This is a genomic window from uncultured Marinobacter sp., from assembly GCF_947488835.1.
In the GTDB taxonomy this organism is placed as follows: Bacteria; Pseudomonadota; Gammaproteobacteria; order Pseudomonadales; family Oleiphilaceae; genus Marinobacter.
The window spans coordinates 1,903,556-1,927,567 of record NZ_CANLBK010000001.1; the positions used below are offsets into that span (position 1 = coordinate 1,903,556).

Here is a 24,012-nt window from a genome sequence, read left to right on the forward strand (position 1 = left end):
TCGCGAGGCCCTTGTTCGTTCACCCCAAGTGAAGAATGTGACCCCATGGCAAACCAGGCTAATACCCCCGTCCGTCGCGCACTGATCAGCGTTAGTGATAAATCCGGCATCGTCGAATTCGGCCGAGCCCTCACCGACCGCGGCATCGAACTGCTCTCCACCGGAGGGACCTTCCGCCTCCTGAAAGACAACAGTGTTCCCGTTACTGAAGTCTCGGACTACACCGGGTTCCCGGAGATGATGGACGGCCGGGTAAAAACCCTGCATCCGAAAATCCACGGTGGCATTTTAGGCCGCAGAGGCACCGACGACGCCATCATGGGTGAGCACGGCATAAACCCGATTGACATGGTTGTGGTGAACCTCTATCCGTTCGAATCCACCGTTGCCGATCCGGATTGCGACCTTGCTACCGCCATTGAGAACATCGACATCGGCGGCCCAACCATGGTTCGCGCCGCTGCCAAGAATCACAACGATGTCGCCATTGTGGTCAATGCATCGGATTACAGCCGCGTAGTGAAAGAACTGGATGAGAACGATGGTCAGCTCACCCACGCCACGCGCTTTGATCTGGCCGTCAAAGCCTTCGAACACACCGCAGGCTACGACGGCGCCATTGCCAATTATCTGGGTGGCCGCACGGCAGATAACGACAATGCTGACTTCCCCCGCACGTTCAATGCCCAGTATGTAAAAGTGCAGGACATGCGCTACGGCGAAAACCCGCACCAGCGCGCGGCCTTCTATGCCGAGCGCAACCCGAAGGAAGCCAGTGTTGCCACGGCAAAACAGCTTCAGGGTAAAGAGCTGTCCTACAACAACGTGGCAGACACTGACGCGGCCCTGGAATGCGTCAAGCCGTTCGCAGATCCGGCCTGTGTAATCGTCAAACACGCCAACCCCTGCGGCGTGGCGATCGGTGCGGATATTCTCCAGGCCTATGATCTGGCCTTTGCTACCGACCCCACCTCCGCGTTCGGCGGCATCATTGCCTTCAACCGGGAGCTGGACGCAGACACCGCCAAGGCGATTATTGATCGCCAGTTTGTTGAGGTCATTATTGCCCCAACCATCGCACCGGAAGCGGTCGAGCTGGTGGCCGCCAAGAAGAACGTCCGGCTACTGGCCTGTGGCGATCTGAATGGCGAGCGCGCCCAATCCATGGACTACAAGCGCGTAACTGGCGGCCTTCTGGTACAGGATCGTGACTTGGGTATGGTGGCCATGGCCGATGTAAAAGTCGTCACCACCCGCCAGCCAACAGAACACGAACTGAACGACCTGCTGTTTGCCTGGGAAGTAGCGAAGTACGTGAAGTCCAATGCCATTGTTTATGCCCGCTCAGGCCGCACGATCGGCGTAGGTGCAGGCCAGATGAGCCGCGTATACAGCGCCCGGATTGCCGGCATCAAAGCCGCCGATGAGAACCTGGAAGTAAAGGGTTCGGTTATGGCTTCTGATGCATTCTTCCCATTCCGGGATGGCATTGATGCCGCCGCTGAAGCAGGCATTACTGCGGTCATTCAGCCCGGTGGCTCTATGCGGGACCAGGAAGTCATCGACGCCGCCAACGAACACGGCATTGCCATGGTCTTCACCGGTATGCGCCATTTCCGGCACTGATAACAATTCTTTATGACAGCTCTTTTTAAACATACGGGGCAATAAGATATGAATATTCTGGTAATTGGCAGCGGCGGTCGTGAACACGCCCTGGCATGGAAAGCAGCTCAGTCTCCGGGTGTGGGCACTGTTTTTGTAGCGCCTGGCAATGCGGGCACTGCTCGCGAGCCGGGCGTTGAAAACGTCAAGATTGATGCTCTGGATATTGAGGGCTTGGCCAAATTTGCCTCCGACAACAACGTTGGCCTGACCATTGTTGGCCCGGAAGCACCGCTGGTAGCCGGCATTGTAGATTTGTTTGAAGAGCGTGGCCTGCGCGTATTCGGCCCCAGCGCCAGCGCCGCACAACTGGAAGGCTCCAAAGCCTTCACCAAGGATTTCCTGGCTCGCCAGAACATCCCTTCTGCCGCCTACGGAAACTTCACCGATGTGGATGAAGCTCTTGCCTATGTGCGTGAACAGGGCGCCCCTATTGTGGTCAAGGCCGACGGCCTGGCCGCAGGCAAAGGCGTTATTGTCGCCATGACTCTGGAAGAAGCTGAAAACGCCATCCGCGACATGCTCGCAGGCAATGCCTTTGGTGAGGCTGGCAGCCGTGTGGTAGTTGAGGAATTCCTGGAAGGCGAGGAAGCCAGCTTTATTGTGATGGTGGATGGCGAGAATGTTCTGCCCATGGCCACCTCACAAGACCACAAGCGCGTAGGTGACGGCGACACCGGCCCCAACACCGGCGGCATGGGAGCCTACTCCCCAGCCCCCGTGGTCACCGCTGAGGTGCACAAGCGCATTATGGATGAGGTTATCTACCCAACGGTACGCGGCATGGCCTCTGAAGGCCTTCCTTACAAAGGCTTCCTGTACGCCGGCCTGATGATAGACACCAGCGGTGCCCCGAAGGTTATCGAATTCAACTGCCGTTTTGGCGATCCGGAAACCCAGCCAATCCTGCTGCGCATGAAGTCAGACATTGTTGCGCTCTGTCAGGCAGCTATTGATGGCAAACTGGATGAGTGCAGCTCTGACTGGGACGAACGCGCCGCAGTCGGCATTGTACTGGCAGCAGGGGGCTACCCTGGCAGCTACAACAAAGGCGATGTTATTTCCGGCCTGCCGGAAACGGATACCGAAGGTGAGAAAGCATTCCATGCCGGTACCAGCTTGAGCCAGGATGGTGGCGATGTCGTTACCAATGGCGGCCGGGTACTCTGCGCAACCGCGCTGGGCCATAGCGTTACTGAAGCTCAACAGAGGGCTTATGCTCTCGCGGACAGAATACGCTGGGACGGTGTTTTTTATCGCAAGGACATTGCCTACCGTGCGATCGCGCGTGAAGGATCGTAACGACACACTGAAGACGAAAGCCCGGCCAATGTCCGGGCTTTTTTATAGGGTAGTGTAAACGCACTCGCCCAGCGGGCAAGAAACACAAACAATCAGGATTCGCCCCAAATGTTCAAAACGCCCCCGTTTACTGCCGTTTTTTTACTATTTACTGTTCTGTTGCTAAGTGCCTGCTCCCGCCAAGGCATATATGATACCGCCATTGGTTATGAGCGTTCCTCTGCCGGCCTCGAAGCAGACAATATCACCGTGGGCGATCTCCAAATCGCGTACCTGCGAAATGCCGAAGCCAACAATGGCGACACCATTGTTCTGGTACACGGTTTTGGGGCCAACAAAGACAACTGGACGCGCATCGCCCGAGAGCTCACAGATGATTTCAATGTCTACGCCATAGACCTCCCGGGCCACGGCGAAAGCAGCAAACCACTGGATCTGGGATACCGTTTTGAAGAGCAGGTCGCCTACCTTGCCGGCATTATTGAGGCCTTGGGGATCAGCGAGATGCATATGATGGGCAATTCCATGGGCGGCGGCATTACCGCCCTTTACACGGCTACCCATCCAGAACAAATTAAAACCGCGGTGCTGTTCGACCCAGCCGGCATCCTGGATTATGAAAACGAAATGGTCGGCATGGTACTGGCAGGTGACAACCCCCTCATCCCGAGCAAGCCCGGGGATTTCGAACGCCTGATGGATTTTGCCCTGGAAGAACGGCCTTTTGTTCCCTGGCCGATTCTGGGGGTTATGGAAGAAAAAGCCATCGCCAATCAGGAAGTGAACAACGTGATCTTTGACGCGATTAAAGAGGTTGGTTTTACACCGGACTTTCGCGACGCCATTAAACGGATCGAAGATCCCGTTCTTATCGTCTGGGGCAAAGAGGACCGCATACTGGACTACCGTAACGGTGCCATCTTTCAAAAGGCCATCTCCGGTTCGCAGTTGGAGATACTGGACGGCATCGGCCACGCACCGATGATTGAGGCACCAGAAGAATCTGCTCGCCTATTCCTTGAATTTGCCGCACCCTTTATATCAGAAGTCGACTAGGTCAATTGGGCAGGAGGTTCCACCGTTATTGGCTTCAACGGTCAGGGAAAAAAAGGTAGCCTTACACGGAAGCTAATTTTCCCCTTAAAGAACCTCCCATGCCTGAAGCTATCTGGATTTCTTTTGCATTCGGCCTTGGCCTCCTGATCAAATCCGTCGGTCTGCCACCACTGGTTGGCTATCTGGCAGCAGGCTTTGTGCTCAGTGGTCTTGCCGCCAGCCCTTCTATTGGTATTTCTGCAGAACCCACAGCGGTACTGGCTCATATCGCTCACCTGGGCGTATTGCTTATGCTGTTCACTGTGGGCCTCAAGCTTAAACTCAAGTCGGTTATCAGCCCCGAAGTCATCGGCGGCAGTCTTCTGCACTTTGCCATCACCTGTTTCGTGTTTACCCCGGGCCTTTATTTGCTGATGGACATAAGCTGGTACGTAGCATTTATGCTGGCTGTTGCCCTGTCTTTCTCATCGACTGTACTGGCCGCCAAGGTGCTGGAAAACAAGCGCGAGCTCAGAGCCTTTCACGGCCGGGTAGCCATCGGCATTCTGATCATGCAGGATTTGATCGCACTGCTGGTGATGAGCCTGGCGGCAGGCCAGACACCTTCAGAGTGGGCATTGATTGTCTTTGGCTTACCACTGCTGCGGCCGTTGTTATACAAATTGCTGGACGCCAGTGGGCACGATGAACTGTTGGTGCTTCTTGGATTACTGCTGGCTCTGGTTATCGGTGGTTTGGGCTTTCAGTCGGTCGGGCTTAGCTCGGAACTGGGCGCTCTGGTATTCGGCGCCATTCTTGCAAATCACCCCCGCAGCCAGGAATTGGCGAAGTCTCTGTGGAGCGTGAAGGAAATATTCCTGGTCGGCTTCTTTCTGCAAATCGGCATAGGCGGCCTGCCGGATACCAATGCCATTATTTTTGCCGTGGTGGCCGCTTTGGTGCTGCCCATAAAGGGCATTTTGTTCTTCTTCCTGATGTTGCTGTTCCGCCTGCGCGCCCGCAGTGGTTTTCTGACCGCACTGGCACTCACCAACTACAGTGAATTCGGGTTGATCGTCGCCAGTATTGCGCTGCCGGAGTGGCTGGTGCCTCTGGCCATTACAGTTGCCCTCTCTTTCCTTATCTCGGCACCACTGAACCGGCTTGCGCACCCACTGTATGATCGCTTGAGCAATCGACTTGCCCCCTTCGAAAGCAAACAACGACACCCCGATGAGCTACCCATTTCTCTGGGTGACACCCGGGTTCTGGTGATGGGCATGGGCCGCACAGGCACAGCCTCCTATGACTGGCTAAAAATCAAAGAGGCAAGGCTGATGGGGCTGGATTCTGATCTTGCAAAAGTGATGCGGCACCAGAAGGAGGGGCGGAACGTAGTTTATGCCGACGCCGAAGACAAAACCTTTTGGGAAGCGCTCCATATGCCAACACTGGATGCAGTCATTCTTGCAATGAGCGATATAGAGGCGAAACTCATCGCGGCGCAAAAGTTAAGGAAATATGGTTTCACAGGCTACATTGTTGCACACACCATGTTCGCAGACGAAGCCAAGAGCATTTGCGAAGCCGGTGCCGACGAAGCTTACCTCACCATGAGCGAAACGGGTGTTGCCCTGGCCAGCCACCTACTGGACAAATGCCCGGGCCCAGCCCAGCTGCCGCCAGAAAAGGCAAGCTGAGCGCAACGTCAGGTCAGTGCACAGGTCCGGAAGCCTGTATACACATCGTTCCTCTGCGGCAGGTACGCCTGACGATAGGTGCCACGAATCAAGCAGGATGAGGTGGCACAACTGCCGCCACGGCTGACCTTGTGATCCCCGAACTGGAGCGTAGACATAAACGGGTACATGTCGGTACGGAAGCCGTCATAGGGCAAAAACTGGCTGCTGGTCCACTCCCATACGGTGCCGATCATCTGCCGACAACCAAACGGACTGGCGCCTTCCGGGTAATCGGCCACGGGGTTCTTGGCCATGCCACTGGCGTTCATATCTGCGCGCATGGCATCCGGAAGATCGTTACCCCAGGGGTATCTACGGAATGCCTCATTTTTGCGGTTGCCAAGCGCCGCCACCTCCCACTCCTGTTCTGTAGGCAAACGCCGCCCCGCCCAACGGCAATAGGCTTCAGCTTCCCAATAGCTCACGTGGGTGACGGGTGCGTCGAGGCTCAGTGCTTGCCATTGATCGAACAGGCGCTCTTGCCACTGACCTTCATGCCGACGCCAATACACGGGGTGCTTTGGTGTTTGCAGCATGGGTTCCGATCTACCTTGAGCCAGCGCAATATCCGCTTCGGTTCGCAACCATTTCTGCCCCCCGAAGGACCATAGATCCGGCTTTTCATAGCCGCCGTCATCAACAAACTCCGCGAACTCACGGTTGCTGACCAGGTATCTGGACATCGAAAACTCGCTCAGTGTCACCCCATGGCGGGGTTTTTCAGCATCGAAAGCAAAATCCTCAGCGGCATACTGCCCGGAATCAACCGGCATGCCGATCAACCAGTCACCCGCAGGAATCCTGGCATCACCGCCTGATGAGTCGCCTGGCCTGTTACCAGGCGCAGGACGCTCGAACTGTGTTCCGGGTGGTGGCCCGTAGCCAACCGTCTGACGGCACCAAACCAGAGACTCTATGTGCATATTCTGGTGATAGATGGCGTAGCGGAAGAGGTAGAGCTCCTGATCGCTCAGCTGAGAGCTTTTAATACGGTGCGCCATTTTTTCGTAGACGTGATCGAAGTAATTTAACGTTTTTACGAGCCCGGGAAATATATCCCGGCGCCAACGATCCTGATGATCAATATGGAACGAGTCCCATAGGTCGTCCATGGAAGGGTCGAAGCTGGCATCGCCGTCCAAAAGTTTGAACACAAACACTTCATAGAAAAAAGCAGCGTGGCCCATTTCCCAAAGCGGTGGATTCACCCCAGGATGGTAAGGCACCTCAAGCTGGTGTTCACCTAGCGATGTAATGAGCTCCCGCGTTCGCATTCGCGTGTTCTCAAGCTCTGCCAGCAATTCAGCTTTGTGCATCGGCTTTGCCTCCATCTTGGTTCATTTTCGTAGGGTCATGTCCAGACCAGCATAATCATTGGCACAGCCACGAGGGTTACGATGATCGTCAGGGGCAAGCCCAGGCGCCAGTAATCACCAAATTCATAACCCCCCGGTTCCATAACCAGCGCGTTTGATTGATGCCCGATCGGCGTCATAAAGGCACAGGAGGCACCAACCGCCACCGCCATCAACACCGCATCAGAGGGCATCTGCAATTCGGTGGCCAGGCTGAGAGCAATCGGCGCAACCACAATCGCAGCCGCTGCGTTATTTACTACGTTGGATAACAACGAAGTGCCCACCAGTATCACTACCAGGACAGAAGCAATCGAGAGATGTTCGCCTAACATCAGCATTTGTGACGCTATCAGCGCTGCGCCACCCGTAGATTCCATCGCCTGGCCGACCGGTATCATCGCCGCCAGCAAAACGATCACCGACCAGTCAATCGCTTTGTAAGCTTCCGAAGCAGACATCAGCTTCACCAGCACCATTGCCACGGCGGCTGCCACCAGTGCAACGGGAGCAGAGAGAAGGCCTGCCACAATAACCGCAATACTGACGAGAAAGATACCTGAAGCCATCACTGTGTTGCGGGGAGAACCCAGCTTTAACCCTCGCTCCGCCAGTGGTAGGCACCCGAGCTCTGCCAGGGTGCCGCTCAGAGAATCCTCAAAGCCCTGCACCAGCAATATATCACCCGCATTGAACCTTATATCGCCAATGCGCCGCTTGAGCCGGTGGCCCAGTCTCGCGACGGCAACAATATTGAGCTGGTTGCGCTCCCGCAATCTCAATCGGTTAGCGGTCTGCCCCACCAACGACGACTCCGGAGCAATAACGGCTTCCACCAGATACAGCTCGCCTTTGTCTATCCGGGCTGCCGCATTTTTATCGTCCTTGTCGCTGCTCGTGCCAGCGCTATCGCTCACACCGCTAACGCTTTGTTCTTCTCCGTTTGTATCGTCGTCTATTTCTTCATCTTCGACCGCCTGATTCGCCAGCTCAAGCTTCGTTTTGTCGAGAAACACCTGCAAGCTGGAGGTGTCGGCTTCAACCAACAACACGTCCCCCTCACGCAGAATTTTATAAGTGGACGGAACCGCCTGTAATTTCTCATCACGAATCAGGGCGAGAACCACAATATCCACTTCGTCTCCTGCGATTTCCAGAAGACTGTGCAACGTCGAACCCGCGTGGTTTGAGTCTTTCGGCAGACGAAGCTCAGTCAGATATTCGCCAACGCTGAACAATTTGGCATTCGCAGAATTTTCTTCCCGGCGAGGGGTGAGACGCCAACCTACCAGAGTAATGAAGGCGATCCCCGCCAACGTAATCGCCACGCCAACCGGAGCAAAGTCAAACAACCCGAAGGTACCGCCTTCACGGTAGGAGGCAATGATGATGTTGGGCGGCGTGCCGATAAGGGTCATGGTGCCGCCCAGCAATGAACCGAAAGCCAGCGGCATTAGCAGCAGTGAGGGCGAGCGCCCTGCTTCCCGGGACATCCAGATAGCCACCGGCATCAGTAACGCCAAGGCGCCTACGTTGTTAATAAAGCCGGAGCATAGCGCCACTACACTGGTCAGCATTAACACCTGAAGTGTAGGCCGATGGCCGATCTTGCCCAGAAGCCGAGCGATATTATCCACCACACCGCCATTCACCAACCCCTCGCTGATCACGAGAACAGCAGCCACAGTAATCACCGCCGGATGGCCAAATCCCGCAAACAACTCTTCGGTTGGGACCAGCCCGGATATGGCAACCGCCAGTAAGGCAAGCATAGCCACCACATCAAAACGGATGCGGTTCCACACAAACATGGCAAGGGTGATTCCGAGCACCGCAAACACAATGCCTTGCTCGATACTCAAGGGCGCTCTCCTGATAGGGGATGAACAGCAGAATATAACAAAGCCAAGATAAAGTAGCTCAAGCTCATGTGCTCATGAGCATCACATTCGATCAAGAGATGTCAGCCTTTTTTACGTTTTTTAATTTTGCAAATGGCGCGCCATTCTCAAGCGCCTGTATAGGAAGAGCTAAATACTGCTTGGTACATAATCTGCGTGTAATCGAGGAAGGCGATCATGATATTCATGGCTGTAAGGAAACAGCCATGGCGGGTCACACAGGACCGTGACCGGATTCTCCGCGGTACCGGTTATTAAACGCAATCCTGAACGGCTGGCAGCCCTATTTCCGAGGCACTACTTCACCGGAGGTTTGCCATGCTGGAAAAGCGACCGCTTGTTTGGTTGTCAGCGGCACACATTAACACCAGGCTGCGAAAGGAACTGGAAGCAAACTGGAATCTGATTGATTTCAACCTTTATGAGCCAGTTCCTCTTTTTACCTGCGTCCCGGACGGCGCCAAAGTCGGTGTGCTTGAATTCCCAAGCCAGCCTAGAGAAAGCATGCCTTGGCCCGGAAGCTGGCTTGAAATGTTGGACCTGAAATACTGGGTCGCCATAGCGCCTCAATTACCTGCCAGCGGAACAAACGCGGCACGACTCATCGTTCGCTACTGCTCTGACTTCCATACTCTGCCTGTAGACCATGAACACATCAACATGATGCTTGGGCACCTTTGGGGCATGGCAAAAATTCAGGAACCCGCCAACAGCTTCGTTCATGATGATTATCAACGCTTTGCTCTTCTGGGAAACTCCCACTCTATCCAGCAGGTTCGTGGCCTGCTCCGTCGTTTCTCAACCACTTTGGAGCCGGTACTGCTCTCAGGAGAAAGCGGCACCGGTAAGGAAGCCGCCGCCCGGCATCTACATTCACACTCTGCTCGTGCCGCTGGCCCACTGGTTACCATTAACTGCGCAGCCCTACCTACCACACTTACGCAGAGCGAATTGTTCGGTTATGAAAAGGGGGCTTTTACGAGTGCTCTTAGTTCCCGCCAGGGGCGGCTTGAGCAGGCTAACGGCGGCTCTTTGATATTTTCCGGCATCAACGAACTGCAACTCGAACAACAATCCGCCATTCTGAGGTTTCTTCAAGAAAGCTCAGTTGAACGCGTGGGAGGTTCCGTCCAGATACCGGTTGACTGCCGGGTAATTGCAACCACAAGTGAGCCTTTACTTGATCTGGTTGCTCTCGGGCGCTTTCGCAGTGACGTTTACTTCCGACTTGGCAGCCTTGAGGTAAAGCTCCCGCCCTTAAAAGACCGACGAGAGGATATATTACTCCTCGCTCGTTCACTGTTAGAGGCATTGGCCCAAGGATCTGAGCCTAAGCAGCTAAGCAAGAAAGCCAAACAAAGCCTTCTAAACCACTCGTGGCCTGGCAATCTCCAGGAACTGCAGAACCGCCTGCGGCAAGGCTGGCTGCTAAGCGACCGACCTGTTATCGAGGCCTCAGATCTTGGTCTCGGACTGACAAGCCATGGCGGTGAATTACACTCGAATTTAAGCCTCCAGGAATTCCGCGATAAAGCCGACCGGCAGGCACTGCTGTGCAGCCTTCAACTTTCAAACCACAATATGTCTGAAGCCGCGCGGCTCCTGAATATATCGCGAGCCTCCCTCTACCGACTCCTGGATAAGTACAGCCCGGCCCCGGATAACCGGGATCGCCAACACAACCCGGACCCGAAGGGAGATCTATCATGAGAACCCACACTACCCTGCTAGTCGCCATGAGTGCGTGTCTGATTCCAGCAGTAGCCATGGCAAAGCCGGAACAGGATGACGCAATCAGTGCACCGAACCAAGCGGAACAAGCCAGCGAACACGCCTCAGATATTGCATCAATTACCGCTGACCGGGGCATTGTGACACGGCCCGGTCGGTTCACCTTCGAGCCATCTTTTTCCCATGCCCACAGTAATGCCACCCAGGTTGCCATAGAGGGCTACACCGTTATTCCTGCGCTACTGATTGGCCTCATCAATATCTCAGAGGTTCAGCGGGATATCTATGTTGGCGCAGTGTCACTCAAGTATGGTTTTACCAGCCGGTTTGAAGCCGCAGTACGTATTCCATATTTGAGCATCCAGGAGGATCTTCGGGAGCGTGAGGCATTTCAGGGCACCCCGGTTGATACCCTGCGAGAGTCTTCAGGCGAGGGTTTGGGCGACGCGGAACTGTCGGTTCGTTACCAACTTAACGACGGTGTCATGGGCTGGCCCTATGTTATTGGTTCATTCCGGGCAAAAGCGCCCACCGGGGATAGCCCGTACGATGTTGGCCAGAAGATTCTTTACGATAGCAGTGGCAATCCGATAGGAGTTGAGCTTGCGGAGCGGCCAACGGGCTCGGGCTTCTGGTCTTTCGAGCCGGGCGTATCGTTTATCTACCCCTCAGACCCTGCCGTGCTTTATGGCAACCTGAGTTACGTTTATACCCTGAAGGACGACAAGGGCTATGAGAATGGCAATACTATTAATCCGGGGAACGTAGTCCGATATGGCTTCGGCATGGGGTTCGCGTTCAATGAACGTACCTCGTTCAGCCTTGGGTACGACCATTCAATTATCGGCAACACCACTTATGAGCGCGACATAAATTTGTTTGCCGCTAACTTCGACCGAATTCAGATTGGCTCTCTCTCGTTTGGACTTTCTCAACGATTAACGCCCAGCACAACGCTGAGCCTTACCGTCAATATTGGAGTAACCGAGAACGCACCGAATAGTGAGATAACATTGAGACTGCCAATCAGTCTCTAGGAAAGTTCGAGTATATTTACCAAGCAATCAGCGCCCAAGGAACTGCAGGATAGGCTCCCGAAGACTATCGGGAATACGGTAACCCGTACCCAGATTATTCAGCTCGATATTGAGTTGTCGCGCATTTTGAATAACCGCTCCATTCAGATCATTCTGAATCAAAGTCATCCATCCGCCGGTATCCGATGTTGCGGAAACCAATGCCTGACCACCCTGCCCGAAACTGACAAAACCAAGTACAGTCTCCACTTCGTGCGGTATAGCTTTTCCACTCACTATTTGATTCAAGTTGGGGATATTCAATCGGTTGATCGCCAGAGTCTCACCATTCACTGAAATTATCTGTTCCAGACCAATCGAAATTTCGAGGTTGTTCCAACTAAAACCGCCCCTTTGCGCCGCAAGCTCTTGGTCGCTCAGAGCGCTGACCTTGAACACGCTTTCGGCCACCACAGGCATAGCCATACTTAGAAATGAAAAAACCAGGCCTACGCTTAAGATTCGCTGCATACTGTCCATAACACTACCACTCCCTCGACGAAGGCCAATAGGGCAATGTATGGCCAAGTGATGGCCCCTCCTGCCCCTTGAACAGCGGCGCCCGAACAATCGTCGGCCAGCTACCATCGGCAAGGAAAGTGCTGCGCCCCTGTTCAACATGGCTGCGTATCACAAAGGCGGCGCCATTCCAGTAGCTTTCAAATTCCGCCCTGGGATACGCTTTAAGCCCACGTGCGGGGTCGCCGACAAACACCTCGTCCTCGCTGATCCCCTTGATAACAACAAAGTGTTTAAACCCTTCAAGGTTCACAAGCGCTATGACGGGCAGGCGAACCTTCTCTCGCAAACCCGCTAACGGCATCCGAAAGCCGTCAGCCTTAAAGCCTTCAGCTTTCAAAAACCGCTTCATATCCAGCATAGAGAAACCTTCTCGACGCACCTTCTCCGGATCTGCTAATGAAAACATCCCGGAAAAAACTTCCTGCTCCGTAACTTCATGACCGTAGTGATAAGAAAGCAACGAGGCGATAGCTGCTGACCCACAACTGAAATCGTATTGCTGCTGTATAACCGAACTAAAACGCTGCGCCTTGAAGCTGCGCACCTCCATCTCAACTCCGCCACCCATTCCGGGCAACATGACGGTGCCAGCAAAAGCAGTGGACCAAAGCATTGCCGCACCCGCTATGCATTTAACAAGCTCGCGCTTCAACATGGCCCACCTCCTGTCAGCGATTGATCAGAATATTTACCTGAGTGCTATCCTGAATCACTACCTGGTTACCCGTGTTCTGGATGACCGTGGCAATACCACTCATATTCCCGAATGCATGATCTGATATCAGGTTGTCTCCAGTTGCGGAAGGGCCCGACATCGTATTACCGGTAACCACAGCATTCTGTTGGTTTTCATTAAGTTGCCATTGAAAAGGTATCCCCTGGCGCCCACTTGCGCTCTCTAACTGCTCCGCACTCATTGTAGGCAGGTTCATCCACTCCTCAGCTGTAGCTCCGCCAGCCAATCCAGTGACAACGGTCAGGCAGGTGACTCTCAGTATCCCTCTGATAATGTTTGTCATGACTTGCCTCCCGGCAGGAACCAGGGCCACACCCTGAAGCGTGGCCCGCCTTGCTCACTCTGAACCACCACCTGCGCTCAGGTTGGACATCACACTCACGTTGGCCTGGGTAACACTTCCCACGCCGGCGTTCTGAGCGAACGCACCAACACCTGTGAAGTTAGCCGAGCTTCCGGAGATCTCGTTATGAGCTCTTGCCTCGGTGTACGCTTTCTTGGAAGAAGCATCACCGTAGGTAACAGAAGTATCTGCTACCGAGCCGTTCAGCTCTGCATCGTTCATGAACACCTCCAGCGAAACATTCAGCTCGGTGACACTGTTGTCAGAGCTGTCACTGCTATCGCTGTTATAGGAGTCTGTGGCATTGGTGGAGTTATCTGAACTGTCACTGTTGCCACTATCAGCGATTTTGAACGAATCGCTAACATTGGTGCTGTTGTCTGAGTTATCCGAATTATCCGAGTTATCGGAGTTATCAGAATTGTCTGAGTTATCAGAGTTGTCTGAGTTATCAGAGTTGTCTGAGTTATCCGAATTGTCGGAATTGTCGGAGTTGTTCGAAGCATCCGTATTGCCACTGTCGGCAATCTTGAACGCGTCGTTTACGCTTGTGCTGTTATCTGAGCTGTCCGAATTGTCCGAGCTATCCGAGTTGTCCGAATTGTCGCTGTTATCCGAATTATCACTGTTATCGGAATTGTCCGAATTGTCCGACATATCATTCCCGCTATCAGCGATTTTGAACGAGTCGCTAACACTGGTGCTGTTGTCTGAGTTGTCGGAAGCATCCGAATTGTCGGAATTATCAGAGTTATCGGAATTATCAGAGTTGTCGGAATTGTCGGAAGCATCCGAATTGTCCGAGTTATTCGAGGCGTCTGTATTACCGCTGTCGGCAATCTTGAACGAGTCGGCAACGTCCGTGCTGTTGTCTGAATTATTCGAATTGTCTGAGTTGTCTGAGTTATCAGATGCATCCGAGTTATCAGAAGCGTCCGAGTGATCGGAGCTGTCGCTGTACGTTGAATTGTCGTTCCCTGAATCGGTATTACCCGAATAGTCATTGTTGGCTGTGGAGGTGTTATCCGCATTAGTATTTGGATCTCCATCTCCTCCCTGTTCAGCAAAAGCGAAACCGGTCACACCCAAACTCATAGCAATCGCGGCCGCTAGTAGTCCTTTTCGAGTATTCATGATGTCGTTTCCTTCTAGGTTATTGGCTTTTATAGAGATCCGACCCAACCCGCTAGCCTTCAGGTAAGCCAAGGTCCAGACCCACAAAGCCAATAGTGCGATTCCCGTGCCACTTAAAAGGTCAGGCGGCTAAGCCACTATTGTTGAAGGTGTTTTCAGGATCAGAAGCAAAACAAAGAAGGACTTGCGAAGACAAAAACTGTTTCAAGGATGAAACAGTTTAAGTGTGGGAAAGGCAGAGAATCGAAGATTTTCCTTTAGCTTCAATCACATGCATGAAACCGTTAGTGTAAAAAAACAAAAACCCCGCAAACTGTCTCCAGTTGCGGGGTTTTCATGCCCCCGGAACAAGTCCGGGAACAGGGTGCTATCAACCGTTCAATTAACCGAACTGGTTCATAGTGTTGTCAGAACCACCGGCTTTCAGCGCAGCATCACCTGCGAAGAATTCCTTGTGGTCATCACCAATGTTAGAACCAGCCATATCCTGGTGCTTAACAGTCGCGATGCCCTGACGGATTTCTTCACGCTGCACGCCTTTAACGTAAGCCAGCATGCCTTCAGCACCGAAGTAGCCTTTGGCCAGGTTGTCGGTAGACAGGGCCGCAGTGTGGTAAGTCGGCAGAGTGATCAGGTGGTGGAATACACCGGCTTCACGGGCTGCGTCGCGCTGGAAGTTAGCAGTCCACTCGTCAGCCTGCTTGCCCAGTTCAGTGTTGTCGTACTCTACGCTCATCAGCTTGGCGCGGTCGTAGGCAGATACATCCTTGCCTTCTTCCTGCATGGCATCGAATACCTGCTGACGGAAGTTCAGAGTCCAGTTGAAGGACGGGCTGTTGTTGTAAACCAGCTTGGCATCGGGAACAACTTCCTTGATGCGGTTTACCATGGCAGCGATCTGACCAACGTGAGGCTTCTCAGTCTCGATCCACAGCATGTCGGCGCCGTTCTGCAGGCTGGCGATACAGTCCATAACAACGCGGTCTTCACCAGAGCCTTCCTTGAACTGGAACAGGCCAGATGCCAGACGCTTGGGCTTAACCAGCTTGCCGTTCTGCTTGATCACAACGTCGCCGTTGTTGATGTCTTCAGCCTTCTCGATAATGTCGCCATCGATGAAGCTGTTGTACTGGTCACCCAGGTCGCCTGGCTCGTTGGTTACAGCGATCTGCTTGGTCAGGCCAGCACCCAGTGAGTCAGTACGTGCAACGATAACACCGTCGTCAACACCCAGCTCAAGGAACGCCAAACGTACAGCGTTGATCTTGGACAGGAAGTCGGCGTGAGGAACGGTTACTTTACCGTCCTGGTGGCCGCACTGCTTCTCGTCGGAAACCTGGTTCTCGATCTGGATTGCGCAAGCGCCCGCTTCAATCATCTGCTTGGCCAGCAGGTAGGTCGCTTCGTCGTTACCGAAACCAGCGTCGATGTCAGCAATGATCGGCACAACGTGAGTTTCGTGGTTGTCGATCTGCTTGATCAGCTCTTCTGCCTTGGCAGTGTCGCCTGCATTTTCAGCAGCTTCCAGATCACGGAACAGGTGGTTCAGTTCCCATGCATCAGCCTGACGCAGGAAGGTGTACAGCTCTTCGATCAGGCTGGAAACAGCCGTTTTCTCATGCATGGACTGGTCAGGCAGAGGCCCGAACTCAGAACGCAGAGCAGCAACCATCCAACCAGACAGGTACAGGTAACGACGCTTGGTGGTACCGAAGTGCTTCTTGATAGCGATCAGCTTCTGCTGGCCGATAAAACCGTGCCAGCAACCCAGAGACTGGGTGTACTTGGAAGAGTCGGCGTCATAAGCAGCCATATCTTCACGCATGACCTTCGCAGTGTACTTGGCGATGTCCAGACCAGTCTTGAATTTGTTCTGGGCGCGCATGCGAGCAGCGTGCTTAGGGTTAATCGCGTGCCAGGTCGGGTTTTGCTTCAGTACTGAAGCAATAGTATCGACGTCTTTTGCGTATGGCATGGTCTCGATCCTTGGTGTGTTGATGAATGGGGTTGATGACTTTAGCCCGGGCAGTTCACCGGGCTGGATATCAGTGTTGGCAGTACTTTAATGCCTCAGATCTTATAATTGAAATTTATATGATCTATTTTCAGCATTTATCTTATGAATGGTTGATGCGATCACTTTTCAAAACAAGAGGTCAGGACTGGCACAGCACAACCAGCCGATCCCCAGGCTGCAACTCAAGATACTGCCTGCGCGGAGGGTTCAGCAGCAGATGCCTGCCGCGAGCATCTGCAGTGGCACGGAACACGCCAAGGGCCACTTCACCCTCAGCGGCCAGAACCTTTTCCAGCACATGGAAGTCAGCACTCGCTGGCAGCGGGTAATCGTCTGGATTGCTGAACTGGATCTCACCGCCACCTACCGTAAACAGCTCGTCCAGTACCGCTCTGAGTTCCCGACGCAGTGCTACCTGCGCCAGTATATGGCTGAGTATCATCGGGCTGATGAGCACTTCACTCTGATGGCCATAAAGCAGTTGGCGGTTGTCCGGATCACTCAGCTCCATAATCAACTGAGGGCGCCCGGGCGTCTCCGCCAGTATGTCTTCGAGCTGAAGATACCCAACCATGGTCCGTGCATCAGCCTCTTCTCCAGAGGCCAACCGATCACTACTAAGCAGTATAATCGTGTCGTAGCTGGCGGGGTTGATCCGGCGCAATTCATCCTCAACCATGTAGTCCGCTTCGATATGACTGTACGCATCCAGAAGTTTGCCTTTGGCGTAACGGCTGAGCGCCTGCTCCCGCTCAGACACTGGCACAGCGGAAACAATATCCAGCACGGGTTGCCCGGGGCCATAACTGGCAAACTCGGCCATCAGACTGGGCACCCTGCGATTCCAGCCAAGCAACAGAACACGATGCCCCTCCAGACCTTCGCCGCGCACAGAGCGTTTCGCTTCCCCACGGTTTATCCGGGGTAATGCCTCGGCTTTCGGATTCGCATCCGTTTCAGCATAATCCCGGGCCATCATGACAACCCTATCCTCAGCCTCTATTCGGGTATCAGACGGCGCTGCCAAGCGGATATCCCAACCCTGCTCACTGCTGCGAAGCAATCCAAGAATGATTACATTCGGGCGTTCAGCTGCCAGCTCTCCGAGGGACAAGCCCGCTACTGTTTCGCCACCCCGAACGTAGATCTCATTACCTTCGCCCGCCGTGAGCAGCTCGTTGTAAATTTCAGACAATCCCGGATGCACTACGTTTTGCACCATCAGGCGGCTGATCGTTGCATTACCTGCGACCACCTCGATAGGCCCGGGATAGGCGCGCTCAACCACGGGAAGCTTGCGGACATCCTGAATCTCTGCGACTACAAAAGGCAGGGGCGCCTGGTACTGCCTTGCCTGAGCGGCAATCGACAGCAGGGCTTTAACGGTTTCCACATCCGAGGTTATCAAGCTGCCGGCTTCGTAAACCCCACTGGGCACAATCACCGCCGCCGCATCGAGACAAGCAACCCGGTGCAAGGCATCCGGTTGAATAGCCGAACCGGAGCGCAGGATAACCTGCCGGGCGCGACGCCCAATACCGGGCTCATTGCGCAGTTCATGAACCTGTTCCGCAGAGGCTTCTTCCGATAGCACCACCAGATTTAACTTTTGGGTGTCATGTTTCTCGAGAAACCGGCGCATACGCCCGGATGAGCCCAGCAGCTCTGAGAGCAAAGGCAAGGTTTGGCTGGTCCAGCCCAGCACAACCACGTGTTTTTTCAGGGTAACCGGCGTCAACCCCCGCTCAAGCTCTGCCATTTTGGCAATCAGCCAGCGGGTCAAAATAGCCACCAGGGTGCCCATGAACACCACGTATCCGCTGATGGTCAGAAGTGTTGAAACAAAACGCTGCCAGGTGCCTACATCATCACCCAGATAACCGGGGTCCGTCAGGCGCAGAAACGCCCACCAGACGGCCGATCCAGGATCATCGAAGTCACCGCCTTGGGGGACCACCAAAAGCCCACCGATCAACGAGATCAAACCAATAAAAATACCCACCACCAGCAGCTGGAAGCCGGCGCCCTTCACCAACTGCCGTTCAACAATAAACTTTACTCGATCAACCACGCGAAACGGCAATATGGCGGTTTTTTTCATGTCTGGGCTCCGGTGAGCGTTGGGTTCTGCTTAGCCATGGATAGCAAAGGCAGTTCAAGGGCTTCCCGCAGAGTGGGCGTAAACTGCAAAACGCCCTCCACCGGCCCAAGGCCGCTTCGTGCGAGCGCGCGCTGAGGCTGGGACTGCAAATCAGCAATCACAATACGGGTGCCATCGTTCCGGCAGGTGCCAACCAGTTTGTTGAGGGCCGACAGGCCACCCGCATCCAGAACGGTAACGCCATCCATGTACAGAATAATCCCCTCAACATTGCGGGACAGCTCTGCAAGCTCTCCAAAAATGCGATCCGCTGCTGCAAAAAACAGGGGGCCATTAATTTTAAATACCCGCCACCCTGGCGGCAGGTTTTCATCACTGATCCGCTTACCGCTGGTGATGTCTGTGACCTTGGTCATCTCCGCCATTTCACGCATGAACAGCACCGCGGCCAGCAGAACGCCGGTGGTAATGGCAATCACCATATCCAAGGCCACGGTCAGGGAAAAACAGGTCAAAAATACCCACACATCGCTACGCGGGGCAGTTTTAAGAAGGCGCACAGCCTTGGGGGCTTCACTCATATTCCAGGCCACCATAATCAACAGGGCAGCCATGGCAGGCATGGGCAAATAGGCGAGAATGCCCGCCAGCGACACCAACGCCAGCAGCACTACAAGGGCATGAATCATGGCGGCAACCGGTGATTCGGCACCCGCGCGGTAATTGGCGGCAGACCGAGCGATGGCGGCGGTTGCAGTTATGCCCCCGAAAAACGGCACAATAATATTACCCAGCCCCTGCCCCATCAGTTCGCTGTTGGCGCTGTGGCGCTTACCGGTCATGCCATCGAGCACCACGGCACAGAGCAGGGATTCGATCGCGCCGAGCATGGCAATGGCAAAGGCTGCCGGCAGGAGCTCCCGCACCATGCCCCAGGAAAATCCGAGGGCGTTACCACTGGCATCCGCCTGCTGCCAAGGCCAGGCAAACTCCGGCAAAAACGGCGGAATGCCCGCACCAGTGCCGCCACCAGGCAATAAATAGCTGAAGCGCGACCCAATCGTATCTACTGAGGCACCATTGGCGTTTAACCATATGGCCAGCAGGCTACCCACAATCACCGCTGGCAGGTGCGGCGGCACCGGAGTTCTGAGCCGTGGCCAGATCAACATGATCGCCAGGGTAACCAAGGCCACCAAAGCGCTCATGCTATCCAGCGCAGGAAAGCTTTGCGCCAGCACCGTCAGCTTGTCCCAATAATGTTCCGGCATACTCTCAACAGGCAAGCCCAAAAAGTCACTCACCTGCAGAGTTGCAATTACCACGGCAATACCGCTGGTAAAACCGAGAGTGACGGATTCAGGAATGTATTCTATGAAGCGACCCAGCCGCATGAGTGCCATGATCACCAGCAGCACACCCGACATCAGCGTAGCGAGCAAAAGCCCGCCAAGGCCATAGGCTTGGGCAATGGGGTAAAGGATCACAACGAAAGCCGCCGTGGGGCCAGACACACTGAACCGGCTGCCGCCAGTCAGCGCAATAATAAAACCCGCAATAAACGCCGTATAAAGACCGTACTGGGGCGCAACACCACTGGCGATCGCCAAGGCCATGGCCAGGGGTATAGCAATAATGCCCACGGTAACGCCAGCCATGAGATCTCGCAGAAACCGGCGGCTGTTGTAGGGCTGGTCAATGCAGGCCTCCCGGAAAGCATGGGCAAGCCGGAGAGAAAAAAGATGGGCGCGATGGGGCATACTGGCCTCGTGTCTGGAAATACATACAAGTAGCGAGGCCTTACATCATATATAATTTTTTCATGAAAAGTTTGTTCATCACCGCACTGGCACTACTAATGGGCACCTTGGCTGGGTGTGCCACCACATTCCATTCCAGCAAAAGCGAAATGGAAGCGAGGCCAGAAACTCTTTACGAGGTTCACTTGGTAGATGCCGACAGTGGTACACAACTGAGTATGAAAGCCCTCGCTCAAAAGCTTGCCCACACCGATGTAATCGTTATTGGCGAATACCATGGCCATCAGGCAGCCCATTTGCTGCAATCGCGGATTCAGGCTGCCCTCCATCACCAACGGCCTCTACAAGTGCTCTCCATGGAACAGTTTAATCTGGACAACCAGGCCGCGATTGATGCCTACCTCGATGGTAAAACCGGCGAAACTGAATTCATTGAAGACAGCAACGCCTGGGATAATTACCGAGCCTCCTACCGGCCGCTGGTGGAGTTCGCACGGCAGCATGGCCTACCTGTAGTGGCGGCTAACGCACCTGCCGCCGTCGTGCGCTGCGTCGGGCGCACAGGGCCGGGCTACCTGAACAAGCTGCCAGCCAACGAACGCGCACAGTTGCCCGGCAATGCATTTATGGACACCCCTGCCTACCGGGACAAATTCAGCGCCGCTATTACTAGCAGCCACAGCGCTGCAGGTGAGGCCATGAGCGAGCGTATGCTCAACACCTATAAGGCCCAATTACTGCGCGACAACACCATGGCCAGCCGCATATTAAGTGCCCACAAGGAGCACCCCAACGCACAGATTATTCACACCACCGGCACCTTCCACAGCGAAGAGCATCTGGGAACCGTTGCACTTCTCCGCCAGCGGGCACCGGACGTTTCAGTTGCGGTGATTTCACCGGTAGTATGGCCAGCGGATGCAGAAAAGGCGCCAGTGGAAAAATCCAGAAATAAAGGCGACTTCCTCTACTTTATCCAGCCTTTGCCGCAGGAGTTTCTTGATGAAGATCGCGAACGCAAAGCGATGTCCGCAAGGTTCCAGCGCCCCAACAACGAAACGTGTCAGGAAGATTCACCATGAAAGTCCTAGTTGCCCTGATTCTGGGTGTTAGCGCCATAATTTCAGCCTCACTCATCAGCGATGGCCTCACAGACCTGCGCACCGGTGATCGCTATGTAACCGTGAAAGGCGTGGCCGAGCGTGAAGTGAATGCTGATTTGGCCCTGTGGCCGATTCGGTTTGTGGCCACCGGGGCCAGCCTCAGTGAGGCCCAGGACAAAGCCCGTAACAGCCGCAATGCCATCATGGCATTCCTGAAACTACAGGCCATCGGCGACAGCTCGGTGGAGTTGCAGCGCCTTGATGTAACCGATACCCGTGCCAACCCGTATCAGGACAACAATAACGAACAGAAATTCATCGTCAGCCAGACTCTGATGGTGCGCAGCGACGATATTCAAAAGATTCGCCAAGCCGCACAGGGCGTAAGCGAGTTGGTGGATTCCGGTGTAATACTCTCTTCTGATTACGGCCCCAGCGGCCCAACCTATCTGTTCAACGGCCTGAATGACATCAAGCCCGCCATGATTGCCGAAGCCACAGCATCCGCCCGCGAAGCCGCCAGCCAGTTTGCCGAAGATGCGAAAACCGAGTTGGGCGATTTACGCCGCGCCAATCAGGGCGTATTCCAGATACTGGCCCGGGATCAAGCGCCAGGGGTGTCTGAGCAACAGCACCCGGTTAAGACCGTGCGGGTGGTTTCAACTGTTGAGTATTATTTGCGGTAGCTGGCTCGCGAACCAGCCGGAAGAATGCATGGCTCGATGTTATTGCAATAATGACGATGTCACGCGATTACATAGCTGGAAAGCCTGGATGCGCATAAGGCATTGTTATTAGAAGTTATTTTTTAAGCAGCTAGTACGAGGCTGAGCGAATTGTGGAAGTCACGTTTGTGGCGTGAAAGTTACTTCCACCTAACCACTGTTAATTTCAAGGAGATTGTCGGTATATGGAAGTAAGCACTCAAGAGCGTATCATCGCTGGCGCGGTGCCATTGGTCAGCTTGATCATTCTCTACACGTATTTCTGGCTTTACGTGCCATTGGTAGTTCTTTTTCTGTTGTTGGCTCGTCGAATCGAATTTACGCATAGCAAGATGACTCTGCTGAAGTTCATGGATCTTTGGCTATCAACATTTATTTACCTCATGCTTCTGGCGGCATTAGCTGTTGGGGTTCGTATTGCGGTTCGTGACGCCGGCACTAGCATCCCTTACCTTTCAGACGATGGTCTCAAAAATATTTTCATGCTGGTCGGTATGGGCTTGAGCATCGTTGCGACCGTGTTCCTTTCAGTCGCAGGGTTTCGTGGGAGAAATTTAAAAGTTCCAGGCCTAGTTCGGCCCTTTGAATACTGGATCGGGCGCCGTGCTACACCCACAAATTAACAAGTCGCAGCAGTTTGCGGCCGATGGCCGCCGGACGCCACTGACGTGGCGCCGCTGTGCTCAGCGTTATGTGTTAAAAATTAAGTTTCGGAGTTAGCTTGCTATATAAATTTCATAGCTATCAAGATTATGTAGTCAAGTCTATTGCCGAGGGCAGCGTTTATTTTGCGTCACGGTCTCAATTTAATGATCCGTTGGATTGTAATCCCCCGATCGTCGCTCCGACCTATAAGCGCTTTAAACAGGTCTTTTCTAGAGCAATTTCCTCTTTGTCTTGTTGTGGTCAAGATTTCAAAGATTTTGCTACGAGCGAAAAGGCACTGGAAATATTTTATCGTCCCTTAGCGGATGCAAAAGGTCTCGCACACAATGTCAGACCACTTGTAGATAGGGTTGGGGTATTATGCCTTACGCGAAGGTTTGATCATCCACTAATGTGGGGGCATTACGCTGATGGGCATAGAGGGTTTTGCATTGGTTACAATATCGAAGAATCATATAAATATCTGTGGGAAAATGTAGATTTTTTATATGAAAAAAGTATTTTTATTCGGCCTGTCGAGTACTCAAACGAGCCTATAGATGCTTTGGAAATATACTCTGTTGTCGTAAGCCTTATGCTTTCTCAGTCACCCAAAAAAAATACAGATGGGAACCTGTCTTATAAAGACGCACTTGGTGTTTTTGAAAACAAAGCATTGATGGCGCAATTTTTCTACTACTATTGCATTCATCATCTTACTCATAAGCATGAATCATGGAGTTATGAAGAGGAGGTTAGGCTGTTAGCGTTGCCAAACGGTGATGATAAGCGGAACGGCGTTCGTGCATTACGACCTAGCATTATAAAACAGGTTATCTTTGGTGCTGAAATGCCAAATACTCAACGAGATTCATTAAGGTCAGCGCTAAAAGGAAGTGACGTGAGTTTTTATGAGGCGGTATTTTCACCAAAAGAGTTAGGCGTAGATATTGTCCCAGTTGGAACGAATTAACCACATAACCATAAGCGTCACTCGGACGGGCTTTTTCCGCTTCGCTCCAAAAGCCCACCGGTGCGCTCAGCGTTGAGGCTGTAGAAAAACCCCAAAACAGGTCGTTTTTGGTAGCATTGAGCAAACAGACAAGGAGTCGTCGGAAT

19 protein-coding genes are annotated in these 24,012 nt (G+C 53.6%); 10 read left to right on the plus strand and 9 right to left on the minus strand.

The genetic code is table 11. The features are described 5' to 3' along the window. Positions 1-45: 45 nt before the first annotated feature. The 4 genes from purH to Q0824_RS08875 all read left to right on the plus strand — a co-directional run bounded on the left by purH (position 46) and on the right by Q0824_RS08875 (position 5,702). Positions 46-1,626 carry a bifunctional phosphoribosylaminoimidazolecarboxamide formyltransferase/IMP cyclohydrolase gene (gene purH, locus Q0824_RS08860; RefSeq protein ID WP_298449422.1) on the plus strand — a complete coding sequence of 527 codons (1,581 nt, stop codon included), beginning with the start codon at positions 46-48 and terminating at the stop codon, positions 1,624-1,626. Between the two features lie 48 nt (positions 1,627-1,674). Then, positions 1,675-2,967 (plus strand): phosphoribosylamine--glycine ligase, encoded by a 1,293-nt coding sequence (purD, locus tag Q0824_RS08865; RefSeq protein ID WP_298449424.1) that lies wholly within the window; start codon positions 1,675-1,677, stop codon positions 2,965-2,967. A 108-nt stretch (positions 2,968-3,075) separates the two neighbouring features. Continuing rightward, complete coding sequence (locus Q0824_RS08870; protein ID WP_298449426.1) at positions 3,076-4,023, plus strand: alpha/beta hydrolase; 948 nt, start codon at positions 3,076-3,078, stop codon at positions 4,021-4,023. A 98-nt stretch (positions 4,024-4,121) separates the two neighbouring features. Continuing rightward, positions 4,122-5,702, plus strand: a complete 1,581-nt coding sequence (locus Q0824_RS08875) for a cation:proton antiporter family protein (RefSeq protein ID WP_298449428.1) — start codon at positions 4,122-4,124, stop codon at positions 5,700-5,702. Positions 5,703-5,710: 8 nt separating this feature from the next. Here the strand turns inward: Q0824_RS08875 and senA are convergent, their stop codons facing one another. Continuing rightward, entirely contained in the window at positions 5,711-7,060 is a 1,350-nt protein-coding gene (gene senA, locus Q0824_RS08880) for a selenoneine synthase SenA (RefSeq protein WP_298449430.1), read from the minus strand. A 35-nt stretch (positions 7,061-7,095) separates the two neighbouring features. After that, complete coding sequence (locus Q0824_RS08885) at positions 7,096-8,961, minus strand: SLC13 family permease (protein WP_298449432.1); 1,866 nt, start codon at positions 8,959-8,961, stop codon at positions 7,096-7,098. 357 nt (positions 8,962-9,318) lie between these two features. Between Q0824_RS08885 and Q0824_RS08890 the strand changes: the two genes are divergently transcribed. Both Q0824_RS08890 and Q0824_RS08895 read left to right on the plus strand, forming a co-directional pair. Further along, positions 9,319-10,710 (plus strand): sigma-54 dependent transcriptional regulator, encoded by a 1,392-nt coding sequence (locus tag Q0824_RS08890; RefSeq protein ID WP_298449433.1) that lies wholly within the window; start codon positions 9,319-9,321, stop codon positions 10,708-10,710. Then, positions 10,707-11,768 (plus strand): transporter, encoded by a 1,062-nt coding sequence (locus Q0824_RS08895; RefSeq protein WP_298449434.1) that lies wholly within the window; start codon positions 10,707-10,709, stop codon positions 11,766-11,768. Before Q0824_RS08890 ends, Q0824_RS08895 begins: the two co-directional genes overlap by 4 nt. 27 nt (positions 11,769-11,795) lie before the next feature. Here Q0824_RS08895 and Q0824_RS08900 read toward each other — a convergent pair whose 3' ends face one another. The 7 genes from Q0824_RS08900 to dauA all read right to left on the minus strand — a co-directional run bounded on the left by Q0824_RS08900 (position 11,796) and on the right by dauA (position 20,420). Next, positions 11,796-12,287 carry a hypothetical protein gene (locus Q0824_RS08900; RefSeq protein WP_298449436.1) on the minus strand — a complete coding sequence of 164 codons (492 nt, stop codon included), beginning with the start codon at positions 12,285-12,287 and terminating at the stop codon, positions 11,796-11,798. A gap of 4 nt (positions 12,288-12,291) precedes the next feature. Continuing rightward, positions 12,292-12,984, minus strand: a complete 693-nt coding sequence (locus Q0824_RS08905) for a C39 family peptidase (protein WP_298449438.1) — start codon at positions 12,982-12,984, stop codon at positions 12,292-12,294. Positions 12,985-12,997: 13 nt separating this feature from the next. Next, positions 12,998-13,348, minus strand: a complete 351-nt coding sequence (locus Q0824_RS08910) for a hypothetical protein (protein ID WP_298449441.1) — start codon at positions 13,346-13,348, stop codon at positions 12,998-13,000. A 54-nt stretch (positions 13,349-13,402) separates the two neighbouring features. Beyond that, on the minus strand, positions 13,403-14,542 hold the full coding sequence (locus tag Q0824_RS08915; RefSeq protein ID WP_298449443.1) for a hypothetical protein: 1,140 nt from the start codon (positions 14,540-14,542) through the stop codon (positions 13,403-13,405). Positions 14,543-14,924: 382 nt separating this feature from the next. Next, positions 14,925-16,517 (minus strand): isocitrate lyase, encoded by a 1,593-nt coding sequence (locus Q0824_RS08920; RefSeq protein ID WP_298449445.1) that lies wholly within the window; start codon positions 16,515-16,517, stop codon positions 14,925-14,927. Between the two features lie 181 nt (positions 16,518-16,698). Further along, positions 16,699-18,645: an ion channel DMI1 gene (locus tag Q0824_RS08925; RefSeq protein ID WP_298449588.1), complete on the minus strand. Its 1,947-nt coding sequence runs from the start codon at positions 18,643-18,645 to the stop codon at positions 16,699-16,701. A gap of 11 nt (positions 18,646-18,656) precedes the next feature. Next, positions 18,657-20,420: a C4-dicarboxylic acid transporter DauA gene (gene dauA / locus Q0824_RS08930; protein WP_298449447.1), complete on the minus strand. Its 1,764-nt coding sequence runs from the start codon at positions 20,418-20,420 to the stop codon at positions 18,657-18,659. 62 nt (positions 20,421-20,482) lie between these two features. Here dauA and Q0824_RS08935 point away from each other — a divergent pair, with 62 nt between their 5' ends. The 4 genes from Q0824_RS08935 to Q0824_RS08950 all read left to right on the plus strand — a co-directional run bounded on the left by Q0824_RS08935 (position 20,483) and on the right by Q0824_RS08950 (position 23,866). Next, positions 20,483-21,502 (plus strand): ChaN family lipoprotein, encoded by a 1,020-nt coding sequence (locus Q0824_RS08935; protein WP_298449450.1) that lies wholly within the window; start codon positions 20,483-20,485, stop codon positions 21,500-21,502. Next, entirely contained in the window at positions 21,499-22,209 is a 711-nt protein-coding gene (locus Q0824_RS08940) for an SIMPL domain-containing protein (protein ID WP_298449451.1), read from the plus strand. Before Q0824_RS08935 ends, Q0824_RS08940 begins: the two co-directional genes overlap by 4 nt. A 224-nt stretch (positions 22,210-22,433) precedes the next feature. Then, complete coding sequence (locus Q0824_RS08945) at positions 22,434-22,871, plus strand: hypothetical protein (protein WP_298449453.1); 438 nt, start codon at positions 22,434-22,436, stop codon at positions 22,869-22,871. Between the two features lie 98 nt (positions 22,872-22,969). After that, on the plus strand, positions 22,970-23,866 hold the full coding sequence (locus Q0824_RS08950) for a DUF2971 domain-containing protein (RefSeq protein ID WP_298449455.1): 897 nt from the start codon (positions 22,970-22,972) through the stop codon (positions 23,864-23,866). The last annotated feature ends 146 nt before the right edge of the window (positions 23,867-24,012 follow it).